This window comes from Nocardioides zeae, assembly GCF_030818655.1.
In the GTDB taxonomy this organism is placed as follows: Bacteria; Actinomycetota; Actinomycetes; order Propionibacteriales; family Nocardioidaceae; genus Nocardioides; species Nocardioides zeae_A.
Genome location: NZ_JAUTAN010000001.1, coordinates 3,273,210 through 3,298,281 on the forward strand (window position 1 = coordinate 3,273,210; position 25,072 = coordinate 3,298,281).

Annotated in this window: 25 protein-coding genes; 9 read left to right on the top strand and 16 right to left on the bottom strand. The window is 73.6% G+C overall.

Going from position 1 to position 25,072, the window contains the following annotated elements; translation table 11 throughout:
* Positions 1–13: 13 nt before the first annotated feature.
* Both QE405_RS15520 and QE405_RS15525 read right to left on the bottom strand, forming a co-directional pair.
* Positions 14–787 carry a class I SAM-dependent methyltransferase gene (locus tag QE405_RS15520; RefSeq protein ID WP_307202352.1) on the bottom strand — a complete coding sequence of 258 codons (774 nt, stop codon included), beginning with the start codon at positions 785–787 and terminating at the stop codon, positions 14–16.
* On the bottom strand, positions 771–2,204 hold the full coding sequence (locus tag QE405_RS15525) for a hypothetical protein (RefSeq protein ID WP_307202355.1): 1,434 nt from the start codon (positions 2,202–2,204) through the stop codon (positions 771–773). Before QE405_RS15525 ends, QE405_RS15520 begins: the two co-directional genes overlap by 17 nt.
* A gap of 336 nt (positions 2,205–2,540) precedes the next feature.
* Between QE405_RS15525 and QE405_RS15530 the strand changes: the two genes are divergently transcribed.
* From QE405_RS15530 to QE405_RS15540, 3 genes are read left to right on the top strand one after another with little or no spacing between them, the layout of a single operon-like run.
* A complete protein-coding gene (locus QE405_RS15530; protein WP_307202357.1) occupies positions 2,541–3,203 on the top strand; it encodes a vitamin K epoxide reductase family protein in 663 nt (220 codons plus the stop codon).
* Positions 3,204–3,210: 7 nt separating this feature from the next.
* The gene (locus tag QE405_RS15535) at positions 3,211–4,092 is read left to right on the top strand and encodes an alpha/beta fold hydrolase (RefSeq protein ID WP_307202361.1); all 882 of its coding nucleotides are present in this window, start codon (positions 3,211–3,213) and stop codon (positions 4,090–4,092) included.
* Positions 4,093–4,129: 37 nt separating this feature from the next.
* A complete protein-coding gene (locus QE405_RS15540) occupies positions 4,130–5,881 on the top strand; it encodes a PP2C family protein-serine/threonine phosphatase (protein WP_307202364.1) in 1,752 nt (583 codons plus the stop codon).
* Between the two features lie 29 nt (positions 5,882–5,910).
* Here the strand turns inward: QE405_RS15540 and QE405_RS15545 are convergent, their stop codons facing one another.
* Positions 5,911–6,195, bottom strand: a complete 285-nt coding sequence (locus QE405_RS15545; RefSeq protein ID WP_307202366.1) for a hypothetical protein — start codon at positions 6,193–6,195, stop codon at positions 5,911–5,913.
* Positions 6,196–6,322: 127 nt separating this feature from the next.
* Here QE405_RS15545 and QE405_RS15550 point away from each other — a divergent pair, with 127 nt between their 5' ends.
* Entirely contained in the window at positions 6,323–7,420 is a 1,098-nt protein-coding gene (locus tag QE405_RS15550; protein ID WP_307202368.1) for a hypothetical protein, read from the top strand.
* A 204-nt stretch (positions 7,421–7,624) separates the two neighbouring features.
* On the opposite strand, the gene QE405_RS15555 is transcribed toward QE405_RS15550, so the two are convergent.
* The 5 genes from QE405_RS15555 to purS form a co-directional block, all read right to left on the bottom strand.
* Positions 7,625–8,995 (bottom strand): hypothetical protein, encoded by a 1,371-nt coding sequence (locus QE405_RS15555; RefSeq protein ID WP_307202369.1) that lies wholly within the window; start codon positions 8,993–8,995, stop codon positions 7,625–7,627.
* 200 nt (positions 8,996–9,195) lie between these two features.
* On the bottom strand, positions 9,196–9,390 hold the full coding sequence (locus QE405_RS15560; RefSeq protein ID WP_307202370.1) for a hypothetical protein: 195 nt from the start codon (positions 9,388–9,390) through the stop codon (positions 9,196–9,198).
* A 59-nt stretch (positions 9,391–9,449) separates the two neighbouring features.
* Positions 9,450–9,896: a DUF3817 domain-containing protein gene (locus QE405_RS15565; RefSeq protein ID WP_307202371.1), complete on the bottom strand. Its 447-nt coding sequence runs from the start codon at positions 9,894–9,896 to the stop codon at positions 9,450–9,452.
* Positions 9,897–9,926: 30 nt separating this feature from the next.
* Complete coding sequence (purQ, locus tag QE405_RS15570; protein ID WP_307202372.1) at positions 9,927–10,592, bottom strand: phosphoribosylformylglycinamidine synthase subunit PurQ; 666 nt, start codon at positions 10,590–10,592, stop codon at positions 9,927–9,929.
* Positions 10,589–10,837, bottom strand: a complete 249-nt coding sequence (purS, locus tag QE405_RS15575) for a phosphoribosylformylglycinamidine synthase subunit PurS (protein WP_163774636.1) — start codon at positions 10,835–10,837, stop codon at positions 10,589–10,591. Before purS ends, purQ begins: the two co-directional genes overlap by 4 nt.
* A gap of 128 nt (positions 10,838–10,965) precedes the next feature.
* Between purS and QE405_RS15580 the strand changes: the two genes are divergently transcribed.
* Positions 10,966–12,897: an acyltransferase family protein gene (locus tag QE405_RS15580; protein WP_307202375.1), complete on the top strand. Its 1,932-nt coding sequence runs from the start codon at positions 10,966–10,968 to the stop codon at positions 12,895–12,897.
* A 27-nt stretch (positions 12,898–12,924) separates the two neighbouring features.
* The gene (locus QE405_RS15585) at positions 12,925–13,428 is read left to right on the top strand and encodes a general stress protein (protein WP_307202377.1); all 504 of its coding nucleotides are present in this window, start codon (positions 12,925–12,927) and stop codon (positions 13,426–13,428) included.
* Positions 13,429–13,432: 4 nt separating this feature from the next.
* Here the strand turns inward: QE405_RS15585 and QE405_RS15590 are convergent, their stop codons facing one another.
* The 7 genes from QE405_RS15590 to QE405_RS15620 all read right to left on the bottom strand — a co-directional run bounded on the left by QE405_RS15590 (position 13,433) and on the right by QE405_RS15620 (position 20,903).
* Entirely contained in the window at positions 13,433–14,350 is a 918-nt protein-coding gene (locus tag QE405_RS15590; protein WP_307202379.1) for a hypothetical protein, read from the bottom strand.
* A gap of 41 nt (positions 14,351–14,391) precedes the next feature.
* Complete coding sequence (locus QE405_RS15595; RefSeq protein ID WP_307202381.1) at positions 14,392–14,694, bottom strand: hypothetical protein; 303 nt, start codon at positions 14,692–14,694, stop codon at positions 14,392–14,394.
* A 28-nt stretch (positions 14,695–14,722) separates the two neighbouring features.
* The gene (locus QE405_RS15600) at positions 14,723–17,233 is read right to left on the bottom strand and encodes a DUF6571 family protein (protein ID WP_307202383.1); all 2,511 of its coding nucleotides are present in this window, start codon (positions 17,231–17,233) and stop codon (positions 14,723–14,725) included.
* 101 nt (positions 17,234–17,334) lie between these two features.
* Positions 17,335–18,888: a long-chain-fatty-acid--CoA ligase gene (locus QE405_RS15605; RefSeq protein ID WP_307202385.1), complete on the bottom strand. Its 1,554-nt coding sequence runs from the start codon at positions 18,886–18,888 to the stop codon at positions 17,335–17,337.
* Positions 18,889–18,921: 33 nt separating this feature from the next.
* Positions 18,922–19,380, bottom strand: coding sequence for an SRPBCC family protein (locus tag QE405_RS15610; RefSeq protein ID WP_307202386.1), 459 nt, complete (start codon positions 19,378–19,380; stop codon positions 18,922–18,924).
* A gap of 1 nt (position 19,381) precedes the next feature.
* Positions 19,382–20,284 carry a phosphoribosylaminoimidazolesuccinocarboxamide synthase gene (locus tag QE405_RS15615; protein WP_373459495.1) on the bottom strand — a complete coding sequence of 301 codons (903 nt, stop codon included), beginning with the start codon at positions 20,282–20,284 and terminating at the stop codon, positions 19,382–19,384.
* 25 nt (positions 20,285–20,309) lie between these two features.
* A complete protein-coding gene (locus QE405_RS15620) occupies positions 20,310–20,903 on the bottom strand; it encodes an antibiotic biosynthesis monooxygenase (RefSeq protein ID WP_307202388.1) in 594 nt (197 codons plus the stop codon).
* Positions 20,904–20,998: 95 nt separating this feature from the next.
* Between QE405_RS15620 and QE405_RS15625 the strand changes: the two genes are divergently transcribed.
* Both QE405_RS15625 and QE405_RS15630 read left to right on the top strand, forming a co-directional pair.
* Positions 20,999–21,319 (top strand): antibiotic biosynthesis monooxygenase family protein, encoded by a 321-nt coding sequence (locus tag QE405_RS15625; RefSeq protein WP_307202390.1) that lies wholly within the window; start codon positions 20,999–21,001, stop codon positions 21,317–21,319.
* A gap of 286 nt (positions 21,320–21,605) precedes the next feature.
* Positions 21,606–22,472, top strand: coding sequence for a hypothetical protein (locus QE405_RS15630; protein WP_307202392.1), 867 nt, complete (start codon positions 21,606–21,608; stop codon positions 22,470–22,472).
* Positions 22,473–22,491: 19 nt separating this feature from the next.
* Here the strand turns inward: QE405_RS15630 and purB are convergent, their stop codons facing one another.
* On the bottom strand, positions 22,492–23,919 hold the full coding sequence (gene purB, locus QE405_RS15635) for an adenylosuccinate lyase (RefSeq protein WP_373459470.1): 1,428 nt from the start codon (positions 23,917–23,919) through the stop codon (positions 22,492–22,494).
* 122 nt (positions 23,920–24,041) lie between these two features.
* On the opposite strand from purB, the gene QE405_RS15640 reads away from it, so the two are divergent.
* On the top strand, positions 24,042–25,070 hold the full coding sequence (locus QE405_RS15640; RefSeq protein ID WP_307202396.1) for a CAP domain-containing protein: 1,029 nt from the start codon (positions 24,042–24,044) through the stop codon (positions 25,068–25,070).
* The last annotated feature ends 2 nt before the right edge of the window (positions 25,071–25,072 follow it).

The following is a 25,072-nucleotide window of genomic DNA, read 5'->3' on the forward strand; positions in this document are numbered from 1 at the left end:
TCCTGGCTCCCGGTCAGCCACGGAGGCACAGGTAGGCCATCCCGAGGACGCCGCGGTAGCCCTCCTCGTACGCCGCCCGCTGCTGCTCGTGGCGTCGGCGGACGTCGGGGGCGGCGGGGTGGTCGTCGCCGTGCGTCTCCATCCAGCGGGCGAAGCGGGCGCGGAAGCCCGCCTCGAAGGTGTCCCACTCGTCGAGGTCCGCCGGGTCGGCGTGGACGACCTCAAAGCCCACTCGTCCGGTGAGCTCCACCAGGGCCTCGAGGGTCACGAACTCGTCGTCCCTCCCCGACAGCGGTGCCGTCGCCGCGGGATGGGGCGGGGCCGACCAGACGGCCTCGCCGTAGACCAGGCGCCCGCCGGGGCGGACCAGGCCGCGCAGGGCCCGCAGTGCCGCGGCGTAGTCGAGCGGCTGGCCGTCCTCCACCGGTGGCCCCCAGATCTGGCTGGCGCCGATGCAGATGACGGCGTCGGCCGGCTCGAGCTGGGCGTCGCGGCCGGGCGTCGCCTCGAAGGTCGCCCTCGTCGCCAGGCCGCGGACGCGTGCCTGCTCCGGGGCCCGGGCGATCGACGGCGCCGCACTGTCGACCCCGCGGCCGTGCGCCTGCGGTGCGGCGGCCAGCACCCGGAGGAGGAGCTCACCCCAGCCACACCCCAGGTCGAGCACGTCGGCGGGTGCGGGCTCGGACAGGAACCCGACCAGCCCCGCGGGGCGCTCCTCGGACAGCGGGGTGAGCCAGGTGAGCGACTCGTGGAGGGGCGGCAGCACGGGCTCAGGGTTCGCCGTCATCTGGCCATCCTCCCGGCTGTGCGCGACGGTCGGCGAGGGCGAGGTGGAGGCGGGCTTCCATCTCGGAGCAGGGGTGGGTGCCGGTCGGGTCGACGGTGAAGCCGAGACCGTTCGGGGTGAGCCAGACGTAGTGGCCGGGGGCTCGTTGGCGGGCTTGGTAGCCGGCGTGGGTCTTCCAGCGGTGGTGGCGGCGTTGCAGGAGGCCGGAGTTGTGGGTGCCGGTCTGGGCTGGTTGTTGTGCTTCGGGGGATCGCTCGGGGCCGTGGTCGAACGGGGTGGGGTGGTCGTAGTCGGCGTTGCGGCTGGTCGAGGTGGCGTAGGGCCAGTAGTCACCGCCGGTGACGAGGTGCACCCGTTCTTTGATGGCTTCGGGGTGTTCGTAGGCGGTGGTGCGGACCGCGTCGGCCAGGTCGATGACCGGCTTGACCGTGACCTGGGTGGTGGCGAGGAGCTGGTGGAGGGCGCCGAGGGTGCGGGGGCCGAGTTCTTCGACGCGGGCGACGCCCTTCGTGCCGAGGAGGGTGGCTTCGTGGAGGTGGACGTAGAAGACCGCCTTCGGCCGCAACTTCGTCAGGTCGGTGCGGTGGAGCTTGTCGAGGACGTCGACGGGCAGTGCGGTCGCGCGTGACGGAGCGAGGGGTTCGTCGTCGGTGACCGGCTCCGGCTGACCGGGTGTCTCGTTCTCGACCAGGAGCGCGAGGAGCTCGGCGGGTCGGGCTAGGTACCCGAGTGCGATGGCGCGGACCTCGTCCGCGGTCGCATCCGGGTGACCGGGGGTGATGATCTCCGCGACTCGGGTGACGGTGGCCTGCACCCAGGCCGCATCCCCGGCGTCCAGGCGGGCGATCAACGTGCGGAGTCCGTACTCGTCGGTGCGTCCGAGGCCGACGTATCGGCGGCGCTTCTCCTCCTCCACCCGCTCCTCGTGCAGGGCCGGATCGGCCTCGATCACCTTGCCCTCGGCCACGGTCAACACGCGGCCAGGTGCTTCGGTAGCGATCATCCGCGCCACCGCCACATCCACCACGCCCACAACGGCCGCAGGTAGGTGCCGCGACATCCGGGCCACCTTCCGCGCGACATACACCTCCGCCGTCCCCTGCCGCACCACCGCCCACGTCAACGGCAGGCGGTGCTGCAGGTCCAGCACGTCCGCGAGGGCGTTGATCGTGGCCACCACGCCCGCACCCCGCGCCAGGGCGATCTCCCCGAGGGCGTGGTCCTGCACCCGCGGCGTACCCTCCCCACCCACGTCCACCAGCAGGTTCCTCCGGCGCCCGGGGTCCGCCGGCTCACCGGAGTGCACCGCAGCCCACGCCGCGATCACCTCCAAGTCGGCCACCTCCGCCAACCGGCGGGCGCGCACCGCCCCAGCAGCTGCATCCAGCAGCTCACAAGGCGAAAGATGATCGAACATGTGTGCGATTCTACGCCTCGCCGACCTGCCCCGCCACCGCGATTCCACAGGTGAACGAGGCCCAGCTCGACACACCCCCGCCGCGGCGTACGTGACAACTCGGCGCCCCCGCCGCGCCCGACAACCCAACTCGACGCACACGCCGCGCCGTCCAACCCAACTCGACGCCCCCGCCGCGCCGTCCAACCCCACTCGACGCCCCCGCCGCGCCGTCCAACCCAACTCGACGCCCCCACCGCGCCGTCCAACCCAACTCGACGCCCCCACCGCGCCGTACAACCCAGCTCGACGCCAGAAATCACCATCCCCTCAGCATCGGCGACTACCCTGCCGCGCGTGACCGCCGCGACCGACGACCTCGTCCTCGACCTCACCGAGGACGAGCGGGCCGAGCTCGCGGCGTACGAGGCCGGTCGTCGGGACCTCCGGCTCGGCTGGCTCCTGGTCGTCACCGGGATCGTCGGGGCCGTCGCCGCCGTGACGCTCCTGCTGGAGCGCATCCAGTTCCTCGTGGATCCCAGCTACATCCCCTCCTGCAGCCTCAACCCGGTGCTGAGCTGCGGCTCCGTGATGACGACCGAGCAGGCGCGGGTCTTCGGGTTCCCCAACCCGGTCATCGGTGTCGCGGCCTTCCCGGTGGTCGCGGTGGTCGGCGCCGGCATCCTGGCGGGCGCGGCCTACGCGCGCTGGTTCTGGGCCGGGCTCCAGGTCGGTGTCACGTTCGGGATCGGGTTCGTGGCGTGGCTGATCGCCCAGAGCCTCTACGAGATCAACGCCCTGTGCCCCTACTGCATGGTCGTCTGGGTCGTGATGGTGCCGCTCTTCTGGCAGGTGACGGTGCGCAACGCGGAGGCCGGGGTGCTCGGTGCCGGCCTCGCCCGCTCCGGCGCGGTCCGCGTGGCGCGCGCCTGGTCGGTGCTGGCCGTCGCCCTCGTCTACCTGCTCGTCGGGCTCCTGATCCTGCAGCGCTTCTGGGACTACTGGTCGTCCCTGCTGTGAGGCGTCGATGAGGCTCACCCGCAGGACCGCGCTCGCCACCGCGGGGATCGGCACCGCGGCCGTGGTCGCCGGCGGCGCGGGCGTCGCGTCGGGCGTGCTGCCCGGTCGTGCGCAGCTCTACTCACGCCTGGGCCTGGACGGCGAGGACGGCACCGTCCCCGACGTCGAGCCCGGCGACCTGGTCAGCGGCGAGCTCGTCTCGGCCGCGCGCGGCGGGCGTCGCGTGGGCTGGAGCCTGGCGACCCCGCCGGGCACCGGCCCCGAGGGCCTCCCCCTCGTCGTGGTGCTCCACGCCCGCGGCGCGGACCACACGTCGCCGTTCGCCCGGGACTACCTCGGTCTCGACCGCTTCCTCGCCGCGGCCGTCGCCGACGGCGTGCCGCCGGTCGCGCTCGCCAGCATCGACGGGGGCAACGCCTACTGGCACGAGCGCGCCGACGGGGACGACCCCGGGGCGATGGTCGTCGACGAGTACCTCCCCCTCCTCGCCGACCGCGGCCTCGACACGAGCCGCCTCGGCCTCCTCGGCTGGTCGATGGGCGGCTTCGGCGCGCTGCGCCTCGCCGGGCGGCTCGGCCCCGACCGGGTGCGCGCCGTCGCCGCGCTCAGCCCCGCCCTCTGGACCGACTACGACGACACCGCGCCCGGCGCGTTCGACGACGCCGCGGACTTCGCCGCCGTGACGGTCATGGGCCGCCAGGACGACCTCGCCGGCATCCCCGTGCGCGTGGACTGCGGTCTCGGGGACCCGTTCTGCGTCGCCGCCGAGGAGTACGTCGAGGGGTTCGCCGAGCGCCCCGCCGGCGGCTTCGAGCGCGGCGACCACGACCGTGGCTACTGGCGGCGCCTCGCCGGGGCGCAGCTGCGGTTCGTCGCCGAACGGGTCTGACACCGGGCTGTCACCGTCGCCACCTAGGATCCCGCTCGTGGAGCCCTTCCAGAGCCTGCGCTCGAGCGCGGGCGCGGCGAGCCCGGACCTGCTCGAGGCATACGAGCGCGTCGACTGGGCCGCCACCGCGGTCGGCCCGCCGTCCACGTGGTCACCCGCCCTCGTCGTCGCGGTGCGGCTGGTGCTGGCCACCCCGATCCCGTCGGTGCTGTTCTGGGGGGACGAGCGCACCTACTTCTACAACGACGCCATCGCCGCGGTGATCGGCGACCGGCACCCCGCGGTCCTCGGCCAGCCGGCCGAGGCGTCGTTCCCGGAGTCGTGGAGCCGGGTCGGACCGCTCATCACCGACGTCCTCGAGCACGGACGCCCCGCGTGGCTCGAGGACTCCCTCGTGCCGGTGGAGCGTGACGGACGGGTCGCGGAGCACTGGTACAGCTACGCCTACTCCCCCGTGCGCGACCTCGACGGCACGATCGTGGCGGTGCACGGGGTCTCGATCGAGACGACCCGGCAGGTCCTCGCCCAGCGTCAGCTGCGGCTGCTCAACGCCCTCGGCAGCGCGACCGCCGGGGCCCAGTCGCTCCTCACCCTGCGGGTCGCCGCGCTCGGCATGCTGCGCAACGAGCTGCCGTCCATGGAGGTCGTCGACGTGCGCATGCCGGCGCCCGTCACCGAGCCGGCCGCGCCCGGCACGCGCAGCGTCGTGCCGGTGGCCGGAGCAGTGGAGGAGGCCGACGCCGAGGGCGCAGCCGTCCCGGGGGCCGACCGCTGGTGGACGCGCCCCGACGCGATCCGCCCCGGGCACGGCATCGTGGCGTGGGAGCCGAAGGAGGACGCGGAGGTCCCCGCCGGCGCGGTGCCCCTCGCGGCGCTCGGTCCCGCCGCCTGGCTGCACGGCCAGACGATCCTCGTGTGCCGCGGCGACAGCGCCGCGGACGAGGACCTCGGGCCCTTCCTCCAGGTCGTCGCCGACATGCTCGCCGCGGCGGTGATCCGCATCCGCGGCCTCCAGGGGGAGCGGGCCGACGCCGCGAGCGACCGGGCGCTCTCGCTCGAGCTGCAGGCCGCCATGCTCGCCTCCCGCCACGACACGCCCCGGGCGGAGGGCCCCCGCACCGCCAGCCGCTACGTGCCCGCGTCCGCGCGCCAGCAGGTCGGCGGCGACTGGCACGACACGTTCCCGCTCCCCGACGGGCCGCTGGTGGTCGCGATCGGCGACGTCGCCGGTCACGACGGTCGCTCCGCCGCGGCGATGGGGCAGCTGCGCAGCCTGGTGCGCGGCATCGTGCTCGCGGGCACCCGCTCGAGCTCTCGGCCCAGCCCGGCCCAGGTGACCGAGCTGCTCGACCAGGCGATTGCCCACTTCGAGGTCGACGCCGTGGCGACCTTCCTCCTCGCGGAGGTGGTCCTCGCCGAACGACCGGGGGGCGGGCGCGGCTACACGATCCGCTGGGCCAACGCCGGCCACCCGCCGCCGGTGCTGCTCGGCCCGGACGGCACGGCCGCGTTGCTCGACGACGCCGGCCAGATGCTGCTCGGCATCGATCCCGAGACCGTGCGCAGCGACCTCGAGGCCAACGTGCCGGCGGGATCGACCCTGCTGCTCTACACCGACGGTCTCGTCGAGAGGCGCGGCGAGCTGCTCGACGCGGGCATGGAGCGCCTGCGTGCGGCCGTGGCGGACCAGCCGGACCTCGGGCCCGACGCCCTGTGCGACCACGTGCTGACGGCCCTGGGGCCCTTCGAGGACGACGACGTCGCCATCCTCGCCGTACGCCTGGGCTGAGAGCCCACGACGTACGGCGAGGCGGGACGTCAGCCGATGCGGCCGAACGACACCGTCTGGTGCAGCGACTTCCAGGCCGGCCTGGCGATGGCGATCCCGAGGGTGAGGTTCTTGCCCCGGTACGCCGCGGTGGGCGTCCACGAGGCCGACCGCGCGCCCGGCACCTTCACGCCGTCGGCGAACCACTGGTAGTAGACCGTCGCGCCCGACGAGACCGCGGTGGCGGTCAGGGCGGGTCCGGTGACCGACGAGGCCCGACCGACGCGGGGCGCGCCCGAGCGGATCGCGGGAGCGGCCACCCAGCCGGCGGGCACCGAGCGCTGGCCGACGCGACCGAAGTCGAACGAGCCGTTGCGCGGGAAGTAGCCGGGGGCGGTGAGCTGGATGCCGAGCGTCAGGTGGCGGCCGACCGACGGCGCCGGCGGGACGTAGGTGCGCTTCGTGGCGCGCCGGGATCTTCTTGCCGTCGAGGAACCACTGGTAGTTGGCCTTCACGCCGGACACCGCACCGGTGTGCGTGAGCACGGCCGGGGTGACGCCGACCGAGGAGCCCGCGACCGGAGCGCCGGACTTGCGACCCGGGTTCTTGATCCAGCCCGCCGGGAACTGCGCGACCGGGTCGGAGGTGACGACCCACCACGGCACGTCCCAGCCCAGGTAGACCGAGCCGCGGTCCGCCTTCTCGGCGCGGATCGAGACGAAGGCCAGGCTGTCGCCGGCGGTGTGGGGCAGCGAGAAGCGGGTCACGGGCGCGCCGGTCGTGACCTCGTCGACGACGAGCTCGAAGGGCAGCTCCAGCTCCTCGCCGTCGACGACCACCACGGCGACGTCCTCGTCGTCACGCGCCGCGGCGCGGGCGGCCGTCGCGACCGCCGCACGGTCGGCCGTGCGGAAGTCGCTGTCGAAGCCCCAGCCCCAGTAGTCCCAGTCCTCCTCCGACACGGTGACGACGCGGGTGTGGAAGGTCACGCCCTCCTCCCAGGCGCCGTCGAACGCGATGTCGATGGGCTTGCCGGTCGGGAGCTCCTCCTCGAGGGTCTGGCCCGCGACCTCGAGCCGCGCGTCCACCGGGGCGTCGATCTCGTCGTAGGTGAACTCCGTGCTCGTCGACTCGACCACGCGGCCGCGGATGCCGAGCTGCTCGACCGTGATCGTGTAGGTCTGACCGTCGACGAGCACGTCGTCGCCGTAGCCGCAGTCGATGTAGCCGTAGCCGGTCTGGTCCTCGGCGTACCAGCCGGCCTCGGACTCCACGTCGGCCTGGGGCGACAGCCGCAGGCGGTAGTCGGAGCCCGGGGTGGCGTCGTCGAACTCGAGCGCGATCCCGCAGAACGGCGCGACGTAGGGCAGGAAGAGCTCGTCGGGGAACTCCTCCGGCAGGTCGTCCATCGTCAGGTAGTGGATGTCGGTGATCGACAGCCCGACGGGTTCGGCCTGGGCCGGCCCGACCAGCGTGAGCCCGCTGGCGGCAAGAGCTGCGGTGCCGGCGACGACGACGCCGGACCTGACGATGGTGCGCATGGGTCCCCCTCCACGTAAGGAGCCCGGTGCGACGTGCACCGGGCTCGTGGTGCGCACGCTAGAGGACGGCGGAGCACGACGCGGCCAGATCGCCAGATCGTCGCTCACCCGATGCCGGATCCGGTCGAGTGGTCTGGACCTCCCGGCCCGCGACGCAACGAGTCGTGGCCCCAGCGCGACGATTTCCGTCGCGCTGGGGCCACGAGCCCAGGGGTGGGTCGGTCAGCCGATGCGGCCGAAGGACACCGTCTGGTTGAGCGACTTCCACGTCGGCTTGCTGACCGCGATGCCGAGCGTGAGGGTCGTGCCGCGGGTGCTCGCGGTCGGCGTCCACGAGCGCGACGTGGCGCCGGGGACCTTCTGACCGTTGACGAACCACTGGTAGTGGACCTTCGCGCCCGAGGACACCGCGGTCGGCGTCAGCGTCGGACCCGACACCGAGGAGGCACGACCGACGCGGGGGGCGCCGGACTTCACGGCCGGGGACTTGATCCAGCCGGCCGGCACCGAACGCTGGCCCACCGTGCCGAAGCCGAACGAGCCGCTACGGGCGAAGTAGCCCGGCGCCGAGAACTGGATGCCCAGCGTCAGCTGCCGGCCCAGGGCCTGCGTCGGCGGGACGTAGGTGCGCTTGGTCGCGCCGGGGATCTTCTTGCCGTCGAGGAACCACTGGTAGTAGGTCTTGACCTCGGCCACCTTGCCCGAGTGCGTGATCGTCGGGGCCGAGACGCCGACGGCCGAGCCGACGTAGGCCTTGCCCGACTTCGTGCCCGGCGACGTGATCCAGCCCGACGGGACCGTCGAGGTCGGCGGGGAGGTGACGACCTCGAACGGGTCGAGGGTGACGTAGACCGGCGCCTTGCCCGCCTTGTCGGCGCGGACCGACACGAAGACGTAGTCGCCGCCGAGGTGGTGGGGCAGCGAGAAGCGCGACACCGGCGCGGAGCCGGTGACGGTGCGGTTGAGGACGTCGACGAACGGGTCCTCGTCGACCTCGTAGTCGCTCTCGACGACCTCGCGCGGCACGACGCTCACCCGCGTGGTGAAGGTCGAGCCCTCCTCCCAGGCGCCCTCGTAGGCGATGTCGATCGCCCGGGCGGTCGGCAGCGTGTCGCCGGCGCGCACGCCGTCGACCGCGACCCACGCGTCGACCGGGGCGTCGACCTCGTCGTACACGATCTCGGCCGTGGTCGACTCGCCCTTCGCGCCGCGGGCCGTGTACTCCTGCACCGTCACCAGGTAGGTCTCGCCGTCGACCAGGAGCACGTCGTCGTAGCCGCAGTCGATGCCCACGATGCCGTTGCCCCGGCTGTCGTAGTCGACCCACCACACCAGGTCGAGCTCGGTGCCGTCGGCGCTGGCGATCGTGGCGTCGTAGTCGGCCGCCGGGGTCGCGTCCTTGAACGTCACCTCGAACCCGCACGTCTCGGAGACGTAGGGCGACCACTCCGTGTCCTCGGCCTGCGGCGTCGGGTAGGTCGGGCCGCTGATGGTGATGCCCCCGGGCGCTGCCGCCTGGGCCGGCGCGAGCGTCAGCCCGCCGATGGCGAGCGCGGCGGCTGCGACGACGCCGGTCGTGGTGGTGGTGCGCATGTGCTCCCTCTCCTCAGACGATTCTCAGGGAGCCTAGGGGGAGCGCGAGCGCACCGCCGCCGAATTGGTGGATCGGCGCTCAGCGGACCCGGATCGGGGGTCGCTGGTCTGGACCGGTGGGAGCGCCGCGCGCCGAGCCGGACCCCGAGCCCGGGTGGACGCGGATCGTGGCGGGCGCCGACGACCTGGAGTGGGTGGTGCTACGCCTTGCGGAGATCGACGCCCCGCTGGAGCTCCTCGGCCGCATGGCCGGCGGCTGACACGGACGTGCCGCCGGCGGGACCCGCGGGACCGTCCTCCGACGCGGCGGCCGCTCCCGTCGCCATCGCCGCCATCACGGCGGCGGAGGCGACCCAGCGGGAGGTGACGAGGACGGTACGACGCGGACGACCCATCCCCCGAGGGTGACGCGCGTTGCTGAGGGAGGCCTGAGGCCCGCCGACCTCAGCCGACCTCAGCCGACCGGGGGCCCGGCGAGGAGTGCGAGGCCGGTCAGCACGGCGACGGCGACGACGCCGGCGGCGAGGCCCTGGAGCGGCTTGCGCACGAGCCAGGAGACGGGCTTCTCCAGGCCACCCGACGCCGGCTCGCTCGCGAGGCGCCACGTGTCGCCGAGCAGGCCCTTGCGCTCCGTCGCGAGGTCGAACCAGACGGTGAAGAACGGCGGGACCGCGGAGGCGAGGCCCGTGATCGTGCGGCCGAAGGACCACCGCTGGTCCTGCGCCACGACGATCGTCGTCAGCAGGTAGGCGATGAAGGCGATGCCGTGGAGCATGCCGCCGACGCTGACGACCGCCTCGGTCGTCTCCGTGACGTACTTCAGGAACATGCCGACGAGCAGGAGGGCCCAGGTGCAGGCCTCGGTGACGGCGACGACACGGAACAGGCGGCGGGGCGACATGACCCGCATCCTACGACGGCGTGTCGTAGATCAGGCGAACGCCCGCTCGACGAGCGATGTGAAGAAGCCGAGCCCGTCGGTGCCGGGGCCGGTGAGGTGCTCCACCGCGTGCTCGGGGTGCGGCATGAGGCCCACGACGTTGCCCGCGGCGTTGGTGACGCCGGCGATGTCGCGCTGGGACCCGTTGGGGTTGCCCAGGTAGCGCGCCACGACCTGGCCCTCGCCCTCGAGGCGGTCGAGCGTCGCCTCGTCCGCGACGTAGGCCCCCTCGCCGTTCTTCAGCACGACCGTGATCTCCTGGCCGGCCTCGTACGCCGAGGTCCACGCCGTCGTCGCGTTCTCGATGCGGAGGCGCTGGTCGCGGCAGATGAACTTGCGGTGGTCGTTGCGGATGAGCGCACCGGGGAGCAGGTGGGACTCGCAGAGCACCTGGAAGCCGTTGCAGATGCCCAGGACGGGCATGCCCTTCCCGGCCGCCTCGACCAGCGACGTCATCACCGGCGAGAAGCGCGAGATGGCGCCGCAGCGCAGGTAGTCGCCGTAGGAGAAGCCGCCCGGCAGCACGATCGCGTCGACGCCGTGGAGGTCCTCGTCGCCGTGCCAGAGCGCCACGGCCTCGTTGCCGCCGATGCGGACCGCGCGCTGCGCGTCGACGTCGTCGAGCGAGCCGGGGAAGGTGACGACGCCGATCTTCACGCCTGGTCCTCCACCCGCACCGTGAAGTTCTCGATCACGGGGTTGGACAGCAGCTTCTCGGCGGCCTCGTGGACCTGCGCGAGCACCTCGTCGGTGACCTCGGCGACCTCGAGCTCGAAGCGCTTGCCCTGGCGGACCTCGCTGATGCCGGTGAAGCCGAGGCGCGGCAGGGCGCCGGCCACCGCCTTGCCCTGCGGGTCGAGGATCTCGGGCTTGGGCATGACGTCGACGACCACACGGGCCACGGGGCGCTCCTGGAGGTGCTGGGGACTGCTGCGGGGGCTACGGGGCGTCATCCTATGTGCCGGAGCAGCACCTGTGCGAAACTCGATCGGGTTGTCAGCCTCCCCGACCCCAGGTGCTTCCCTCCCCCATGACTCCTCCCACCGCCACCCTCCAGCGGTCGCCCGAGGCCGGCTCCGCGCCGCGTCCGGCGGCCGAGGCGGCCCCGACGGTCGACCCGCACACGAGCCCCCAGCCCGCCGGGACGCCCCACCCGCCGCGGGTGCGCGCCATCGATGGGCTCCGCGGGGTCGCGGTCACGGCCGTGGTGCTCTACCACCTGTTCCCGACGCTCGTGCCGGGCGGTTACCTCGGCGTCGACGTCTTCTTCGTCATCTCCGGTTTCGTCATCACGGCCAGCCTGGTCCACCAGCGCCGGGTGGAGGGCGGTCCGGGTCTCGTCAGGTTCTGGGTACGGCGCGCCCAGCGTCTCCTGCCCGCCCTGCTGACGCTGCTCGTCACCGTCGCGGCGGCTGCGGCCCTCGTCGGCCCGGTCGTCAGCGGCCGCCTGCGCGAGCAGGTGCTGTCGGCGCTGACGTTCACCAGCAACTGGTTCCAGGCGAGCGCCGAGTTCTCCTACTTCGACCACACCGACCCGCCGCTCCTGCAGCACCTGTGGTCGCTGGCGGTCGAGGAGCAGTTCTACCTCGCCTGGCCGCTGGTCCTCGCGCTCCTCCTCGTCGCGGTCCGACGACCCCGCACACGGGTCCTCGTGGTGCTCGGCGCGGCGGCCGCCAGCGCCGGCGCGATGGCGTGGCTCCACACCCCGGGCCAGGACCCGAGCCGCCTCTACTTCGGCACCGACACCCACGGCTTCGGCCTCCTGCTCGGCGCGGCCGCCGCCCTCGCCGTGCCGCTGCTGACCGGCGCGCCGCGCACCGCGCGGGTGGCCGCGGTGCAGCGCGCGCTGACGCATCCCGTCGTACCGGTCGCGGCGGCGCTCGGCGTGCTCCTCGGCATGGCGAGGCTGCGCGACGGCCTCGACCTGACCTATCGCGGCGGCATCGCCGCCGTCGCCCTCGCGACGGCCCTCCTCCTCGTGGGGCTCGTCGTCCGCCGCGGCGGACCGGTCCGCGCGGTGCTCGCGACCCGCCCCGTGGTGTGGCTGGGCGAGCGGAGCTACGGCATCTACCTGTGGCACTGGCCCGTCCTCGTGCTGCTGCGCGGCGCGTTCCCCGACAGCTCGGGCATGCTGCGCGGCGCCCTGACGGTCTACCTCACCCTCGCGGCGGCGTCGTTGAGCTGGCGGTACGTCGAGCGGCCGATCCTGCGCCACGGCTTCCGGGGCGCCGGCCGGCGGGCCTGGCGGGTCGTCCGCGCGGACCTGCTCCCCCGGGGCGCCGTGCTGCTCGTCGGCCTGGCGGCCCTGGGCCTGCTGGCCGGCCAGGGCCTCCGCCAGGCGCCGGACCGCGGCCAGGTGGAGAGCCTCGTCGCGGCCGGCCAGGACGCGCTGGCCGCGTCGGGAGCCGCGCTGGACGACGGGTCGGGCGCGGCGCCGGAGGAGCCCGACCAGCCGGCGCCGCCGGCCCTGGAGGGGGCCACGCCCGCCGAGATCGGCGCGCAGACCGTCGTCATCGGTGACTCGGTCACGCTCGCGGCCGCCCCCGGCCTCGTGGCCGAGCTCCCCGGCGTCGGCGTCGACGCCGCCGTCGGGCGCCAGCTCGCGGAGGCGCCCGCGATCGTGACCGCGCTGCGGGAGTCGGGCCGGCTGCGGCCCTACCTCGTGGTCGCCCTCGGCACGAACGGCGACATCAGCAGCCGCGACCTCAGCGCCATCGTCGCAGCCATGGGTGAGGGGCACCGGCTGGTGCTCGTCACGGCCCACGGCGACCGCTCCTGGATGCCCGAGGTCAACCGCAAGCTCCAGGCGTTCGTGACCGCCCACCCCTGGGTCGGCCTCGCCCGCTGGGACCAGGCGGCCGCGCAGGTCACCGACTTCGCCTCCGACGGGATCCACCCCGGCGAGCAGGGCGGCGGGGTCTTCGCGCGCACGGTCGCGGAGACGCTCCGCACACTGCCCTGATCAGGGGCGGCGCGGCACACTGGAGGCATGTCCAACCGCGTCCCGCCCGGCGCTGCCGGCGCCCTGTCCCTCGAGTTCCCGCAGTCGCTCGCGGTGTACGACGACTACGCCGCCGCCCAGCGCACCGTCGACCACCTCTCCGACGCCGAGTTCCCCGTCGAGAACTGCATGATCGTCGGCACCGACCTCAAGCAGGTCGAGCGCGTCACCGGTCGGCTCACCTATCCGAAGGTCGCCGCGGCCGGCGCCATCTCGGGCGCGTGGCTCGGACTCTTCCTGGGCCTCATCTTCTCGTTCTTCGTCGACCAGGGCCTCGGCGCGATCCTGCTCTCGACGGTCCTGCTGGGCGTGGCGTTCAGCGTGGTCTGGGCGGTGCTCGGGTACGCCGCGACGGGCGGCCGCCGGGACTTCAGCTCCGTCAGCTCCGTCGTCGCGACGCGCTACGAGGTGCTGGTCGAGCACAAGCACGCCGCCCGCGCCCGCGAGCTCCTCGCCGACCTCCCCGGCGCCCTGCCCAACCCGTTCGCCTGAGACGTCAGATCTCGCCGAGCTCCGCGATGACCGGCGTCGCGGACGTCACGCTGGCGTAGTAGTCGCCGTACGCCGCCCGCTCGTCCGGCGTCATCGTCGCCAGGTCGAGGCGGATCGGTCGTCCGTCGGGCCCGGCGAGCCCGGGCGGCACGTCCTCCGGGTCGTACGCGTCGAGCACGACCTGGAGGAGCGGCGGAGCCAGCGCTCCCTCGAGCGACCGCTCCACCGTCCAGCAGTCGACCCCGTCGGTGCACTCGCCGTCGCGGACCGCCTCGGCGATCCGCACCGCCCCGACGTACGCCGAGCCGGCACCCTCGACCACGTCCGGTCCGATGGCACCGGCGTCGGCGACCGCCACGGCGAGGTCGGCGCGGAAGACGTCGGCCGCCCAGGCGCCGTACGTCGTGGCGAAGAGCTGTCCCCCGCCGCCCTCGCGGGCGGCCACGGTGACGGCCCGCAGCAGGTCGTCACGCGGGAGGTCCGGCCCGAGGGCGTCAACGCGACCGGAGCCGGCCGGCACCTGCCCACCCAGCGCCGTGTGGACGGCGGACGGCCACCGGGCGAGCGTCGCCAGGAACGCGTCCGCGAGCCCGGGCTGGACGTCGTCGGCGTCGGCGACGACCGTGACGGCGGTCGTGAGCAGACCGGCGGCGTCGTCGGTGCCCGCGTCGGGGGCCAGGGCGTACGGCAGGACAGCGGCCACGCGCGCGGCCTGCTCCGCCGACCACGGGGTCGCGACGAGCACGAGGCGCAGCCGCTCGGCTGCGTCGTCCGGCAGCCCGTCCCCGCCCACGAGCAGGTCGATGGGCGACTCCTCGGCGATCTCGGCCAGGCCGGCGTCCACCGCCGGGTTCTCGTCGCCGCGCACGAGCGCCACGACGGCGACCACCGCCACCACGACGACCGCGACGGCGATCGCCACCGCCGTGCCGACGACCGATCGACGTGACCCCCGCAGCCCCATCAGATGGGCTGGGGCACGCCGGGCCGCATGCCGGCGGCGACGGTGATGTCGGTCTCATCCAGGTCGGCCGCGGAGTCGCGCATCGCCTGCGCGTGCTCACGCACCCGCCGGGCCCAGCCGTCGTACTCCTGCGTCCAGGTGGTTTGCAGCGTCGTCGACGCCGGGGCCGAGGTGGAGCCCGGCAACGCCGACGCGATCTGGCCGGCGTGCTCGCCGGCGGACAGGCCGTCCACCGCCTCGCCGGCCGCGCCGATCCGCTCCGCCGCGCTCTCGATGTCCGAACGGACCATGGCCACGGTCATGCCTGTACCTCCTCCTGCCGGGACCGGCTCAGTTGCCGTCCTGGCGCTCCGTCTGGCTGGCGGACCCGTCGAGCTGGTCGGCGAGGTCGCTGGAGAGCTGGCCGGCCACGCCGCCGGGCCCGCTCGTGCCGTTCAGGCTCGCCCAGGCATCCGCCTGGGCCTGCGTCCACTCGTTCATCGGCACCGCGCGGCCGTCCGGACCGACCAGCTCGGGGGCGTACTGCTGGAGGTAGTCCACCGGCAGGTTGCGGTAGACCGCGCCCTCCGCCACGCCCTGCAGCGCGCCCTCGGTGTTGTAGACGTAGGAGCCGATGTCGGCGCGCACCTCGTTGGTGGTGTCCACGTCGTTGAGCCCGGTGATGCCGTCGACCGCGGCGTCCACGACGTCCGGGGCCACCGCACCGACGAAGGGGATCTCGCCGGCGAGCTTGTTCGCGACGTATCCGCCCGCCTGCCAGTAGCCGTCACCGGCGTTGCTGGCCTCCTGGTCGGCGCGCAGGCCCTCCGCCCGCAGGTGCTCGCTGTAGCCCTCGCCGAGGGAGCCGACCACGTCGGCGAACGGCGAGTTGACGGACGAGACCGCGTTGTCGAGCCGCGAGTTCCACTGGCCCGTGAGGTCCTGGCCCTCGGCGCCGGCGTCGACCGCGCCGCTGAAGACCGCGTCGTACCCGTAGTTCGCGTAGAGGGTCGCCGCGCCCGTCAGGTTCTGGCCGGCCGTCTCGTCCTGACCGACCTGCTGGAGCACGTCGCGCAGCTCCGCCTCGGAGAAGCGCGCCCGCATGTCGGCGGTCTGCTCGCCCGGCAGCCACGGGTTGGTGTCGCCCTGCGACTGCAGGTCCTGGGCGCCGGGGCCGCTGAACGCGTCGTACACGTCAGGCATGTAGGCGCCGAGGATCGTCGCGTAGTCGCGCTGCAGCGACGGGTAGTCGTCGAGCGCCCCACCCTGGGCCGCGGTCACCGCCTGCTCCGCGAGGTCGGCGGACACCGGTGTCGGCGACTCGGTGGTCGCCGACACGAGCGCGTCGCCGAAGTGCCGCATGCCGGTGACCCACTCGTCCTCGTGCGGGCTGGTGTCCCACTCGCGGTCGTTGAGGTAGTAGTCGATCCGGTTCTCCGGGGCGTCCTGGCCCTCGGCGACGTAGGGGTCGCCCGACAGGAACTCCCGGGCCGCGTCCGGGTTGTGCGCCATGCCCTCGAAGACCCCGGCCATCGGGTCGAACCCGCTCGGGGTCCCCGGGTCGAGGCGGTTCTCGGACATGAGCTCGTCCCACGACCGGCCGTCGTCCGCGCCGTACGCCGTGTAGTCGAGGCGCGAGTCCGGACCGGAGGACCACTGCGACCAGGGGACGCCGCCGTTCTCGGCCATGTAGTCGGCCTCGTAGCGCTCGACCTCGGAGCCCAGCCGGTTGAGGAAGTACGTGCCGTGACCGGGCTCGCCGGCCGCGACGCCCAGCAGCTGGAGGCCGTTGACCGTGTCGGGGCCCCAGTTGTAGTTGTAGTCGGTCGACGTCGCGTGGTCGACGAGGTCGTCGACCCATTCCTCCGGCACGTGGGTGGTCGACCCGGCCTGCCCGTCGGCGGTGATGCCCGAGGTGCCGGCCGCCAGCAGGGCGCCGAGCTGACGCTGCGACTCGCCCATCGTGCCGATCGTCGGCGGCTCGGTGCCCTGGTCGCCGTGGGGCATGAGCAGGTTCTGCTGCAGCTCGAGGTAGGTCTCGGGACCGATCTGGTTCAGCGCCGTGGTCGCGACCGTCGCGTTGTGGCCGAAGGCCGCCAGCTGCGCGTTGAGCTGGGCCAGCTCGGAGTCGGTCAGCCAGTCGTCGGCGTCGGTCTCCTGGTCGCCGTAGTTCCAGTCGCCGTAGTCCAGCCGCTCGAGCTGGCCCGCCAGGGACTCGCCCAGCGCCTGCTGCTGCTGCGTCGAGAGCTGGTCGACGTAGGGCGCCGTCTCCTCCGGGTGCTCCATGAAGTAGTCGACGAGCTCCGCCTCGCTGAGCCCCTGCAGGTGGGGCGGCAGGCCCGCGTCGGACAGCGTGCCGGTGCCCCCGTCGTACTGGTTCGACTCCGCGTTGCCCAGCACGGCCGCGAGGTCCGCGTCCGCCTGCTGGGCGTCGGAGAGCGCCGTCGTGATCTCGTCGACCGCGCCCTGGACGGCCTCGCGGTCGCCGTCGCCCTCCTCGGCGCCCGCCGGGGGATCGGCCCGGACCTGCCCGCCGGCCGTCGACAGGAGCCAGCCACGGGCGGCGATCGTCTGCCGCGCGGCCTCGACCTTCTGCTGCGCGGCGAGGATCGTCGAGGCTGCGCTGTCGATGGCGGTGATGACCGGGGCGATCTCGGCCACCAGGTCGTTGAGGTCGTCGCGGAGCCGCGTGTGGTTCGTGCGGGCGGCGGTCGAGCCGTCGCCCGTCCACGTGCTCGGGGGGTACCCGTCGTCGACCTCGTCCTGCAGGTCGAGCAGCGTCCTGCGGTCCTCGTTGAGCCGGTCGCCCACGGCTGCCAGGTCGGTCGGCTTCCAGGACAGCAGGGTGTCGATGTCGACCATCCGGGTCCTCCTCCGTCGCCACCCCTCTCCCGATCGGGGGCGGAACCGGCGGAGGTCGTTCCCGCCCCGGCCGCCGGAGAAACCCGGCGGCCGGGGAACGGTCAGTCGAGCTCGCGCTTGAGGATCTTGCCGGTGGCCGTCATCGGGAGGGTCTCGACGACCTCCACGGTGCGCGGGTACTTGTACGCCGCGAACTGCTCCTTGCCCCAGGCGACCAGCTCGTCGGCGGTCACCGGGTCGGCCGTCTTGTCGAGGATGACGTACGCCTTGACCTCCTCGCCGTGCGACTCGTGCGGCACGCCGATGACGGCGGCGAGCGAGACCGCGGGGTGCGTCATCAGCACCTCCTCGATCTCGCGCGGGTACACGTTGAAGCCGCCGCGGATGATCATGTCCTTGGCGCGGTCGACGATGTAGTACCAGCCGTCGGCGTCCTTCTTGCCGAGGTCGCCCGAGCGGAACCAGCCGTCCTGGATGGCGGCAGCCGTGGCGTCGGGGCGGCCGTAGTAGCCCTTCATGATGTTCGGGCCCTTGATCGCGATCTCGCCGACGGCGTCGTCCTCGGTGACCTCGTTCCACTCGGCGTCGATCAGCTTCATCTCCACGCCGGGGATGGGGGTGCCGATCGAGCCGACCCGCGGCTCCTCGCCGAAGGGCGAGAACGACGCGACCGGGGAGGTCTCGGAGAGGCCATAGCCCTCGAGGATGGTCACGCCGAACTTCTGCTGGAAGTTCTTGTGCACCTCCTTGGGCAGCGCGGAGCCGCCGGCGGCCGCGACGCGGAGGTTGGCGGCGAGGCTGGAGACGTCGACCGAGTCGTCGAGCGCGCCCAGGAGGCCCCAGTACATCGTCGGCACGCCCGCGAAGAAGGTCACCTTCTCCTTCAGCATCAGGCCCAGGGCGGGCTCGGCCTCGAAGCGCGGCAGCATCACCACGGTGCCGCCGAAGGCGAACGCGCTGTTCTGGATGACCGTCTGGCCGAAGGAGTGGAAGAGCGGCAGCACGCACAGGTAGGTGTCGGGGTTCTCCGCGTCCGCGCCGAAGAGCTGCTCGCTCACCAGCGCGTTCGACAGCATGTTGGAGTGGCTGAGCTCGGCGCCCTTGGGCTGGCCGGTCGTGCCCGACGTGTAGAGGATGACCGCGGTGTCGCCGTCGTCGGTGGCGACGGGCTCGAAGGTCGGCGCCTGGCCGGCGAGCGCCTGGCCGAACGTCTCCGCGCCCTCGATCGGCGACGGCGCGGCCGGGTCGGCCGTGATGACGAAGAAGTGCTCCGCGCCGGGCGTCTGGTCGAAGCCCGCCTTGCCCTCGGCGCCCATCGGCAGCTCGGGCGTGCCCTGGAAGCAGAAGTAGGCCTTCGCGTCGGAGTCGTCGAGGTGGTAGGCGATCTCGCGGGCTTTGAGCAGCACGTTGAGGGGCACCACCGTCGCGCCGGCCTTGAGGATGCCGTAGTAGACGATCGAGAAGTACGGCAGGTTCGGGCAGGTCAGCGCCACCTTGTCGCCCGGCTTGATGCCGCGGGAGACGAGCAGGTTCGCGACCTGGTTGGCGGCACCGTCGACCTGGGCGTAGCTCAGGCGGGTGTCGCCGAGGATGATCGCGGTGCGGGCGGGGAACTGCTGCGCGGAGCCCTCGAGCAGGGACGACAGGTTGGTCATGGGGCTCAACCTACTGCCAGGTAGTGAGGCCCGTCACCCGGTACGGCGCGCCAACAGCCGCGCGGCCGAGCGCAGGTCCGCACGGAGCGCGGGCGGGGCAGCCACCCGCAGGGCGAGGGCCAGCGGCGTGAGCGGTCCCGGCACCTCCAGGTGGGCCACCGCCCGGGCGTCGGTGCCCCCGTCGGCCCGGGGCGTGTAGGTCATCGCGAGGGTGGCCCGCACGAAGCGCCAGGTCCCGGCCTCCACCCAGCGGTGGGGCGGCTCGCTCGCCTCGACCGTCATCCGCGGCCGCACGCCGGGGACGAGGGTCACGTCCTCCCACGACGTACCGGTGTCGCCGGGGTGGTCGCCGACCGCCGCCACGGCGGCCACCCGCCGCAGGCTGGACTGCCACTCCGGCCGGTTGGCCGGGTCGGCGAGGTAGGCGTGCACGACGTCGGGGGACGCCGCGAACGGCACCGTGAGGTCGGCGATCAACCGGGGGACGGGCACGTCAGAACCTCTCTCCGGTGAGCCGCTCGTAGGCCTCGACGTACCGGGCGCGGGTGAGGGCCACGACCTCCGCGGGCAGCGCGGGCGGCTCGGCGCCCGACGTGCGGTTCCAGCCCGCCGCGTCGGAGGTGAGCCAGTTGCGCACCACCTGCTTGTCGAAGGACGCCTGGGTGCGCCCCGGCTGCCAGTCGTCGGCGGGCCAGTAGCGCGACGAGTCCGGGGTGAGGACCTCGTCGGCGAGCACGATGGTGCCGCGCTCCCCCTCACCGGGCACGCGGCCGAACTCGAGCTTGGTGTCGGCGAGCAGGATGCCGCGCTCGCGCGCGAGCTCCTCGGCGCGCGCGTAGACGCGCAGGGTGAGCTCGCGCAGCGCCTCCGCGTCGTGGGCGCCGACGGTGCGGGCGACGGCGTCGAACGAGACGTTCTCGTCGTGGTCGCCGAGGTCCGCCTTCGTCGCCGGTGTGAAGACCGGCGCCGGGAGCCGGTCGCCGTCGACCAGGCCGGGCGGGAGCGCGATGCCGCACACCTCGCCGGTCGCCTGGTAGTCCGCCAGGCCGGAGCCCGTCAGGTAGCCCCGCGCGACGCACTCGACGGGGAACATCTCGAGGTTCGCGCAGACGACGGCGCGGCCCGCGACGGCGGCGGGCACGTCGGTGGAGACGACGTGGTTCGGCACGAGGTCGGCCAGCTGGTCGAACCACCACAGCGACATCCGCGTCAGCAGCTCGCCCTTGTCGGGGATGGTCGAGGAGAGCACGTGGTCGTACGCCGAGATCCGGTCGCTCGCCACCATGAGCAGCCGGCCCGCGTGCTCGCCGGCGTCGATGCGGTAGAGGTCGCGCACCTTGCCGGAGTGCAGGTGCGTGGCGCCCTCGACGACCGGGGCGGGCGGGATGTTCGCGATCACGGGCGTCATCCTCCCACCCGCGTCACCGTCGTCCCCGGCGTCCCTGGCGAGGACGGCCCTGCAGCCACGGCTCCAGCAGCCGCGTGATCCACGGCAGCCCGAACCAGACCATCACCGGCGTGGCCACTGCGGTCTGCAGGACGATCCGCCAGTGCAGCGCCAGGTCGGGCAGCAGGCGCGCGCCGGCCTCGCCGAGGAACAGGCTGAGCGGGAGGAAGACCACGAAGATGGAGACCGCCTGCTTCCACCGGGGCGGCGGGGTCGGGATGCCCGGATAGGCCACGTCGTGGTGCTCGGGCGGGTCGAACCACCCCTCGATGCCGGTCATGCGCTGCACGCGGAACTCCCCGACGAGACCCTGCGCGGCCCCGAGCCACCAGGCGCGCTGCGGCGACGCCTCCCACCCGGCGAGCGCCTCGTGGTCCGCGAACCGGTAGAGCATGTGCCACGCGTCGTCACCCTCGGCCGACCGCACGTAGCCGTGGCCCAGGAAGCCCGGGAACTGCTCAGCCAGCGCCGTGCCCGCCCGGATCCACGCGACCATCTCCGCCTCGCGCGCCGGGTCCGCGTACCGGGTCGCGGCCACCGTCACCGGTCCCGCCTCCTGTGCCGTCATGCCACCCCATGGAACGGCACCGGTACGCCGCACGCACGCCCACGACGGTGTGAGACCCGCCTCGGTCGGGTGCGGCGGCGGCTTAGGCTCGCGTCATGTCCGTCGTGAAGATCAACGCCATCTCCGTCCCGCCGCAGGCCGCGCCCGAGCTCGAGAAGCGCTTCGCCGAGCGCGCCGGCACCGTCGAGGGCCAGCCCGGCTTCCTCGGCTTCCAGCTGCTCCGCCCCACCGCCGGCGAGACGCGCTACTTCGTCGTCACCCACTGGGCCGACGAGGAGTCGTTCGCCGCCTGGCGCGACGGCGACGCCCGCGCCGCGCACGCCGCGCCCGAGGGCGAGGCACCGCGCAAGCCCGTCGCGTCGGGTGCCGACCTGCTCGAGTTCGAGGTCGTGCTGGACGTGCAGCCGCAGGGCTGACCGCCCAGGGGCAGCGTCCCTGAAAGATCCTGCGGAACGGGCGCAGTTTCGGGCCGGTCGAAATCGCATCCGTTCCGCAGGACTCCCGCGGACCCATGGCGGGGCGGCCGGCCCTCTGTCCACAGGCTTGGCAGAGCCGGGTCCAGGGCGGTCCACACCGGGAAGACCGGGACCCATGCCGCCGTCCCAGCCGACCCCACCGATCCGGACGACCCGACCCGCGCCTCCCCCAGCAGTCCTCACCGGGCCAAACCGTCGTCGCGCCTGGACGCCGGTCACCCCCGGTGTGCACCGACCCGCCGATGCCGCCGACCCGTTCGTCGCCGACCTCGTCGCCTGGCAGCAGGTGCTCCCCCGCCGCGCGTGCTTCACCGGGCTCACCGCGGCACGGCTGCGCGGCTGGTGGCTCCCGGAGCTGCCACCCGTCGTCCCGGTCTTCGCCGCCGTCGGGCCCCGCGACGGCACGGTGGAGCGTCGCGGGCTGGTCGTCCAGCGGCTGACCGCACCCCCGCCGTACGAGCTCGTCGACGACCTGCGCGTGGCGTGCCCCGTCGAGACGCTGCGCAGCGCGGCCCGCTGGCTGGGCGTGCTCGACCTCGTCGTGCTCGTCGACGGAGCCCTGGCGGCAGGTGTCCCGCGCGAGGTGCTCGACGGGGCAGGCGAGTGCCGGCGACGTGGCGTGGGCCGTCTCCGCACGGCGCTCGCGCTGGCCGACGCCGGCGCCGAATCGCCCTGGGAGACGCTGCTCCGCATGCTGCACGTCGTGTGCGAGGTGCCCGTCCGCACCCAGCACCGCGTGGTGCACGACGAGGTCCAGGTGGCGCGCGGCGACCTGTGGATCGAGGGGACGCGCACGCTGCAGGAGTACGACGGCGCCCACCACCGCGAGCCCCGCCAGCTCGCGGACGACCTCGCGCGGCAGCGACGGCTGGGCCAGGTGGGGTGGACGCGGAACGGCTACGTGCGAAACGACGTGCTGCGGCACGCCCACCAGGTGCTGCGCGACGCCGACCGCGCCCTGGGCCGACCGCACGACCCGGACCGCCTCCGGGCCTGGTTCGACCTGCTGCGGACCTCGGGCTTCTCCGCCGCAGGGCGAGCCGACCTCACCCGGGCCTGGGCCGGGCCGAGCGGCGGACGCACCCGCCGCTGAGTCCTGCGGACGAACAGTCCTAGAGGATCTCCCCCGGCGCGTACGCCGCGGCCTCGGGGTGCGCGGCCGCGAGCGCCTCGACGGCGGCGACCACGGCCTGCACCTGGGCACGGGCGGCGCCGGTGAACTCGATCGGGTCCGCCACCAGCGCGTCGATCTGCTCGCGCGTCAGGCCGAGGCGGGCGTCGCCCGCGAGGCGCTCGTACAGGTCGTTGACGGCCAGTCCCTGGCGCATCTCGAGGGCGACGCCGACGGCGTGCTCCTTGATCGCCTCGTGGGCGCTCTCGCGGCCGACGCCGTTGCGGACGGCGCTCATCAGCACCTTGGTGGTGGCGAGGAACGGCAGGTAGCGGTCGAGCTCGCGCTGGATCACGGCCGGGAACGCCCCGAACTCGTCGAGCACGGTCAGGAACGTCTGGAACAGGCCGTCGGCGGCGAAGAAGGCGTCCGGCAGGGCGACGCGGCGCACGACCGAGCAGGAGACGTCGCCCTCGTTCCACTGGTCGCCGGCCAGCTCGCCGACCATCGAGAGGTGGCCGCGGAGGATGACGGCGAGGCCGTTGACCCGCTCGCAGGAGCGCGTGTTCATCTTGTGCGGCATCGCCGACGAGCCGACCTGGCCCTCCTTGAAGCCCTCCGTGACCAGCTCGATGCCGGCCATGAGCCGGATGGTCGTGGCGAGGTTCGACGGTCCGGCCACCAGCTGCACGAGCGCGGAGACGACCTCGAAGTCGAGCGAGCGCGGGTAGACCTGGCCGACGCTGGTCAGCACCCGGGAGAAGCCGAGGTGCGCGGCCACGCGCTCCTCGAGCTCGGCGAGCTTGTCCGCGTCGCCGCCGAGCAGGTCGAGCATGTCCTGCGCGGTGCCCACCGGCCCCTTGATGCCGCGGAGCGGGTAGCGCGCGAGCAGCTCCTCGATGCGCTGCACCGCGACGAGCATCTCGTCGGCGATCGTCGCGAATCGCTTGCCGAGGGTGGTGGCCTGCGCGGCCACGTTGTGCGACCGGCCGGCCATGACGGTGGTCTCGTGCTCGGTCGCGAGGCGCGCCAGCCGGGCGAGCGCGGCGACGGCGCGGTCGCGAAGGATCAGGAGCGACTGCTGCACCTGCAGCTGCTCGACGTTCTCGGTGAGGTCGCGCGACGTCATGCCCTTGTGGATGTGCTCGTGGCCCGCGAGGGCGCAGAACTCCTCGATGCGCGCCTTCACGTCGTGGCGGGTGACCCGCTCACGGGCGGCGATCGAGGCGAGGTCGACCTGGTCGACGACGGCCTCGTACGCCTCGACGACGCCGTCCGGCACCTCGATCCCGAGGTCGCGCTGCGCCTTCAGCACGGCGATCCACAGCTGTCGCTCCAGCACGATCTTGTGCTCGGGGGACCAGGTGCCGGCCAGGTCGGCGGCGGCGTAGCGCGTGGCGAGGACGTTGGGGACGGAGGCGCGGGTCACGGGCCGCATCCTCCCACGCTCGCCCGGAGGGGGGTGGCGCGAGGGCCGCCGGGCGGCGACGATGGGGGACGGTCGCCGGCGCCCCCCTCCCGGTGATGTCTCGGAGCATCGAGGAGCCCCCCGTGCGGAAGCTGCTGTCCGGTCTCGTCCTGTCCCTCTCGCTGGTCGTCGGCGTGCTGCTCGTGGCGCCGCCGCCGGCCTCCGCCGCAGCGACGACGAGCCTCACCCTGTCACCGACGTCGGTCGCCGCCGGCGGGACGACGACGGTCGTGATCCGGTCGACCTTCACGCCGGTCGCGGGGAGCTTCCGGCTGCAGGAGCGCCGCGGCACGCAGTGGGTCACGGCGAAGGAGCTGCCGTCCTACCGCAACTACGGCTTCGAGCTGGCCGTCGGCAGCACCCCCGGCACCCGCACCTTCCGGGTCGCGGCGAAGGCGGACAGCCGCACGTGGGTCCACAGCCGCGCCGTCTCCGTCACGGTGCGGTCCGCGACCTCGACCGCGCTCAGCACGACGACGGCGCAGGTGGCCCGGGGCGGCACGATCCAGCTCGCCGCCCGCTCGACGTTCCTGCCGGACGCCGGCTCGTTCAAGCTCCAGGAGAAGCGCGGCTCGACGTGGTCGACGGTGGCGTCGCTCCCGTCGTACCGGAACTACGGGTTCACCCACCCCGCCGGCGACACCGACGGCGTGCGCACCTTCCGGACGGTCGCGACCTCCGGCGGCACGTGGGTGGGCAGCAGCTGGGTGAGCGTCACGGTGGGCACCCCGGCCCCGCCGCCGACCGACGAGATCGCCGAGGCCCGCAACCGCATCGTCGCCGACACCAACGCGGCCCGTGCCCGCCAGGGCCTGCCCGCCCTCGCGCAGCTGTCGGGCATCACCACGGTGGCCCAGGACTGGGCGGAGACGATGGCGGCCAACCGGCGGATGGAGCACAACCCCGACTACGCCAGCCAGATGCCGCGCGGCTGGACGCGGGCGGCGGAGAACGTGGCCTACGGCTACGGCGTGACGTCCGTGGTCGACGCGTGGATGGACAGCCCCGGCCACCGCGCCAACATCCTCGGCGACTTCACGCACATCGGCGTCGGCGTCGCGAAGGGCTCCGACGGGCGGCTCTACTACGTGCAGAACTTCGGGAAGTACTGACC

Coding starts and splice junctions, on each gene's coding strand:
- QE405_RS15620 (WP_307202388.1), bottom strand. CDS start 20,903: ATGACGGCACAGGAGGCGGGACCGGTGACGGTGGCCGCGACCCGGTAC.
- QE405_RS15585 (WP_307202377.1), top strand. CDS start 12,925: ATGTCCAACCGCGTCCCGCCCGGCGCTGCCGGCGCCCTGTCCCTCGAG.
- QE405_RS15535 (WP_307202361.1), top strand. CDS start 3,211: ATGAGGCTCACCCGCAGGACCGCGCTCGCCACCGCGGGGATCGGCACC.
- QE405_RS15525 (WP_307202355.1), bottom strand. CDS start 2,204: ATGTTCGATCATCTTTCGCCTTGTGAGCTGCTGGATGCAGCTGCTGGG.
- QE405_RS15580 (WP_307202375.1), top strand. CDS start 10,966: ATGACTCCTCCCACCGCCACCCTCCAGCGGTCGCCCGAGGCCGGCTCC.
- QE405_RS15625 (WP_307202390.1), top strand. CDS start 20,999: ATGTCCGTCGTGAAGATCAACGCCATCTCCGTCCCGCCGCAGGCCGCG.
- QE405_RS15555 (WP_307202369.1), bottom strand. CDS start 8,995: ATGCGCACCACCACCACGACCGGCGTCGTCGCAGCCGCCGCGCTCGCC.
- QE405_RS15605 (WP_307202385.1), bottom strand. CDS start 18,888: ATGACCAACCTGTCGTCCCTGCTCGAGGGCTCCGCGCAGCAGTTCCCC.
- QE405_RS15520 (WP_307202352.1), bottom strand. CDS start 787: ATGACGGCGAACCCTGAGCCCGTGCTGCCGCCCCTCCACGAGTCGCTC.
- QE405_RS15560 (WP_307202370.1), bottom strand. CDS start 9,390: ATGGGTCGTCCGCGTCGTACCGTCCTCGTCACCTCCCGCTGGGTCGCC.
- QE405_RS15600 (WP_307202383.1), bottom strand. CDS start 17,233: ATGGTCGACATCGACACCCTGCTGTCCTGGAAGCCGACCGACCTGGCA.
- QE405_RS15565 (WP_307202371.1), bottom strand. CDS start 9,896: ATGTCGCCCCGCCGCCTGTTCCGTGTCGTCGCCGTCACCGAGGCCTGC.
- QE405_RS15595 (WP_307202381.1), bottom strand. CDS start 14,694: ATGACCGTGGCCATGGTCCGTTCGGACATCGAGAGCGCGGCGGAGCGG.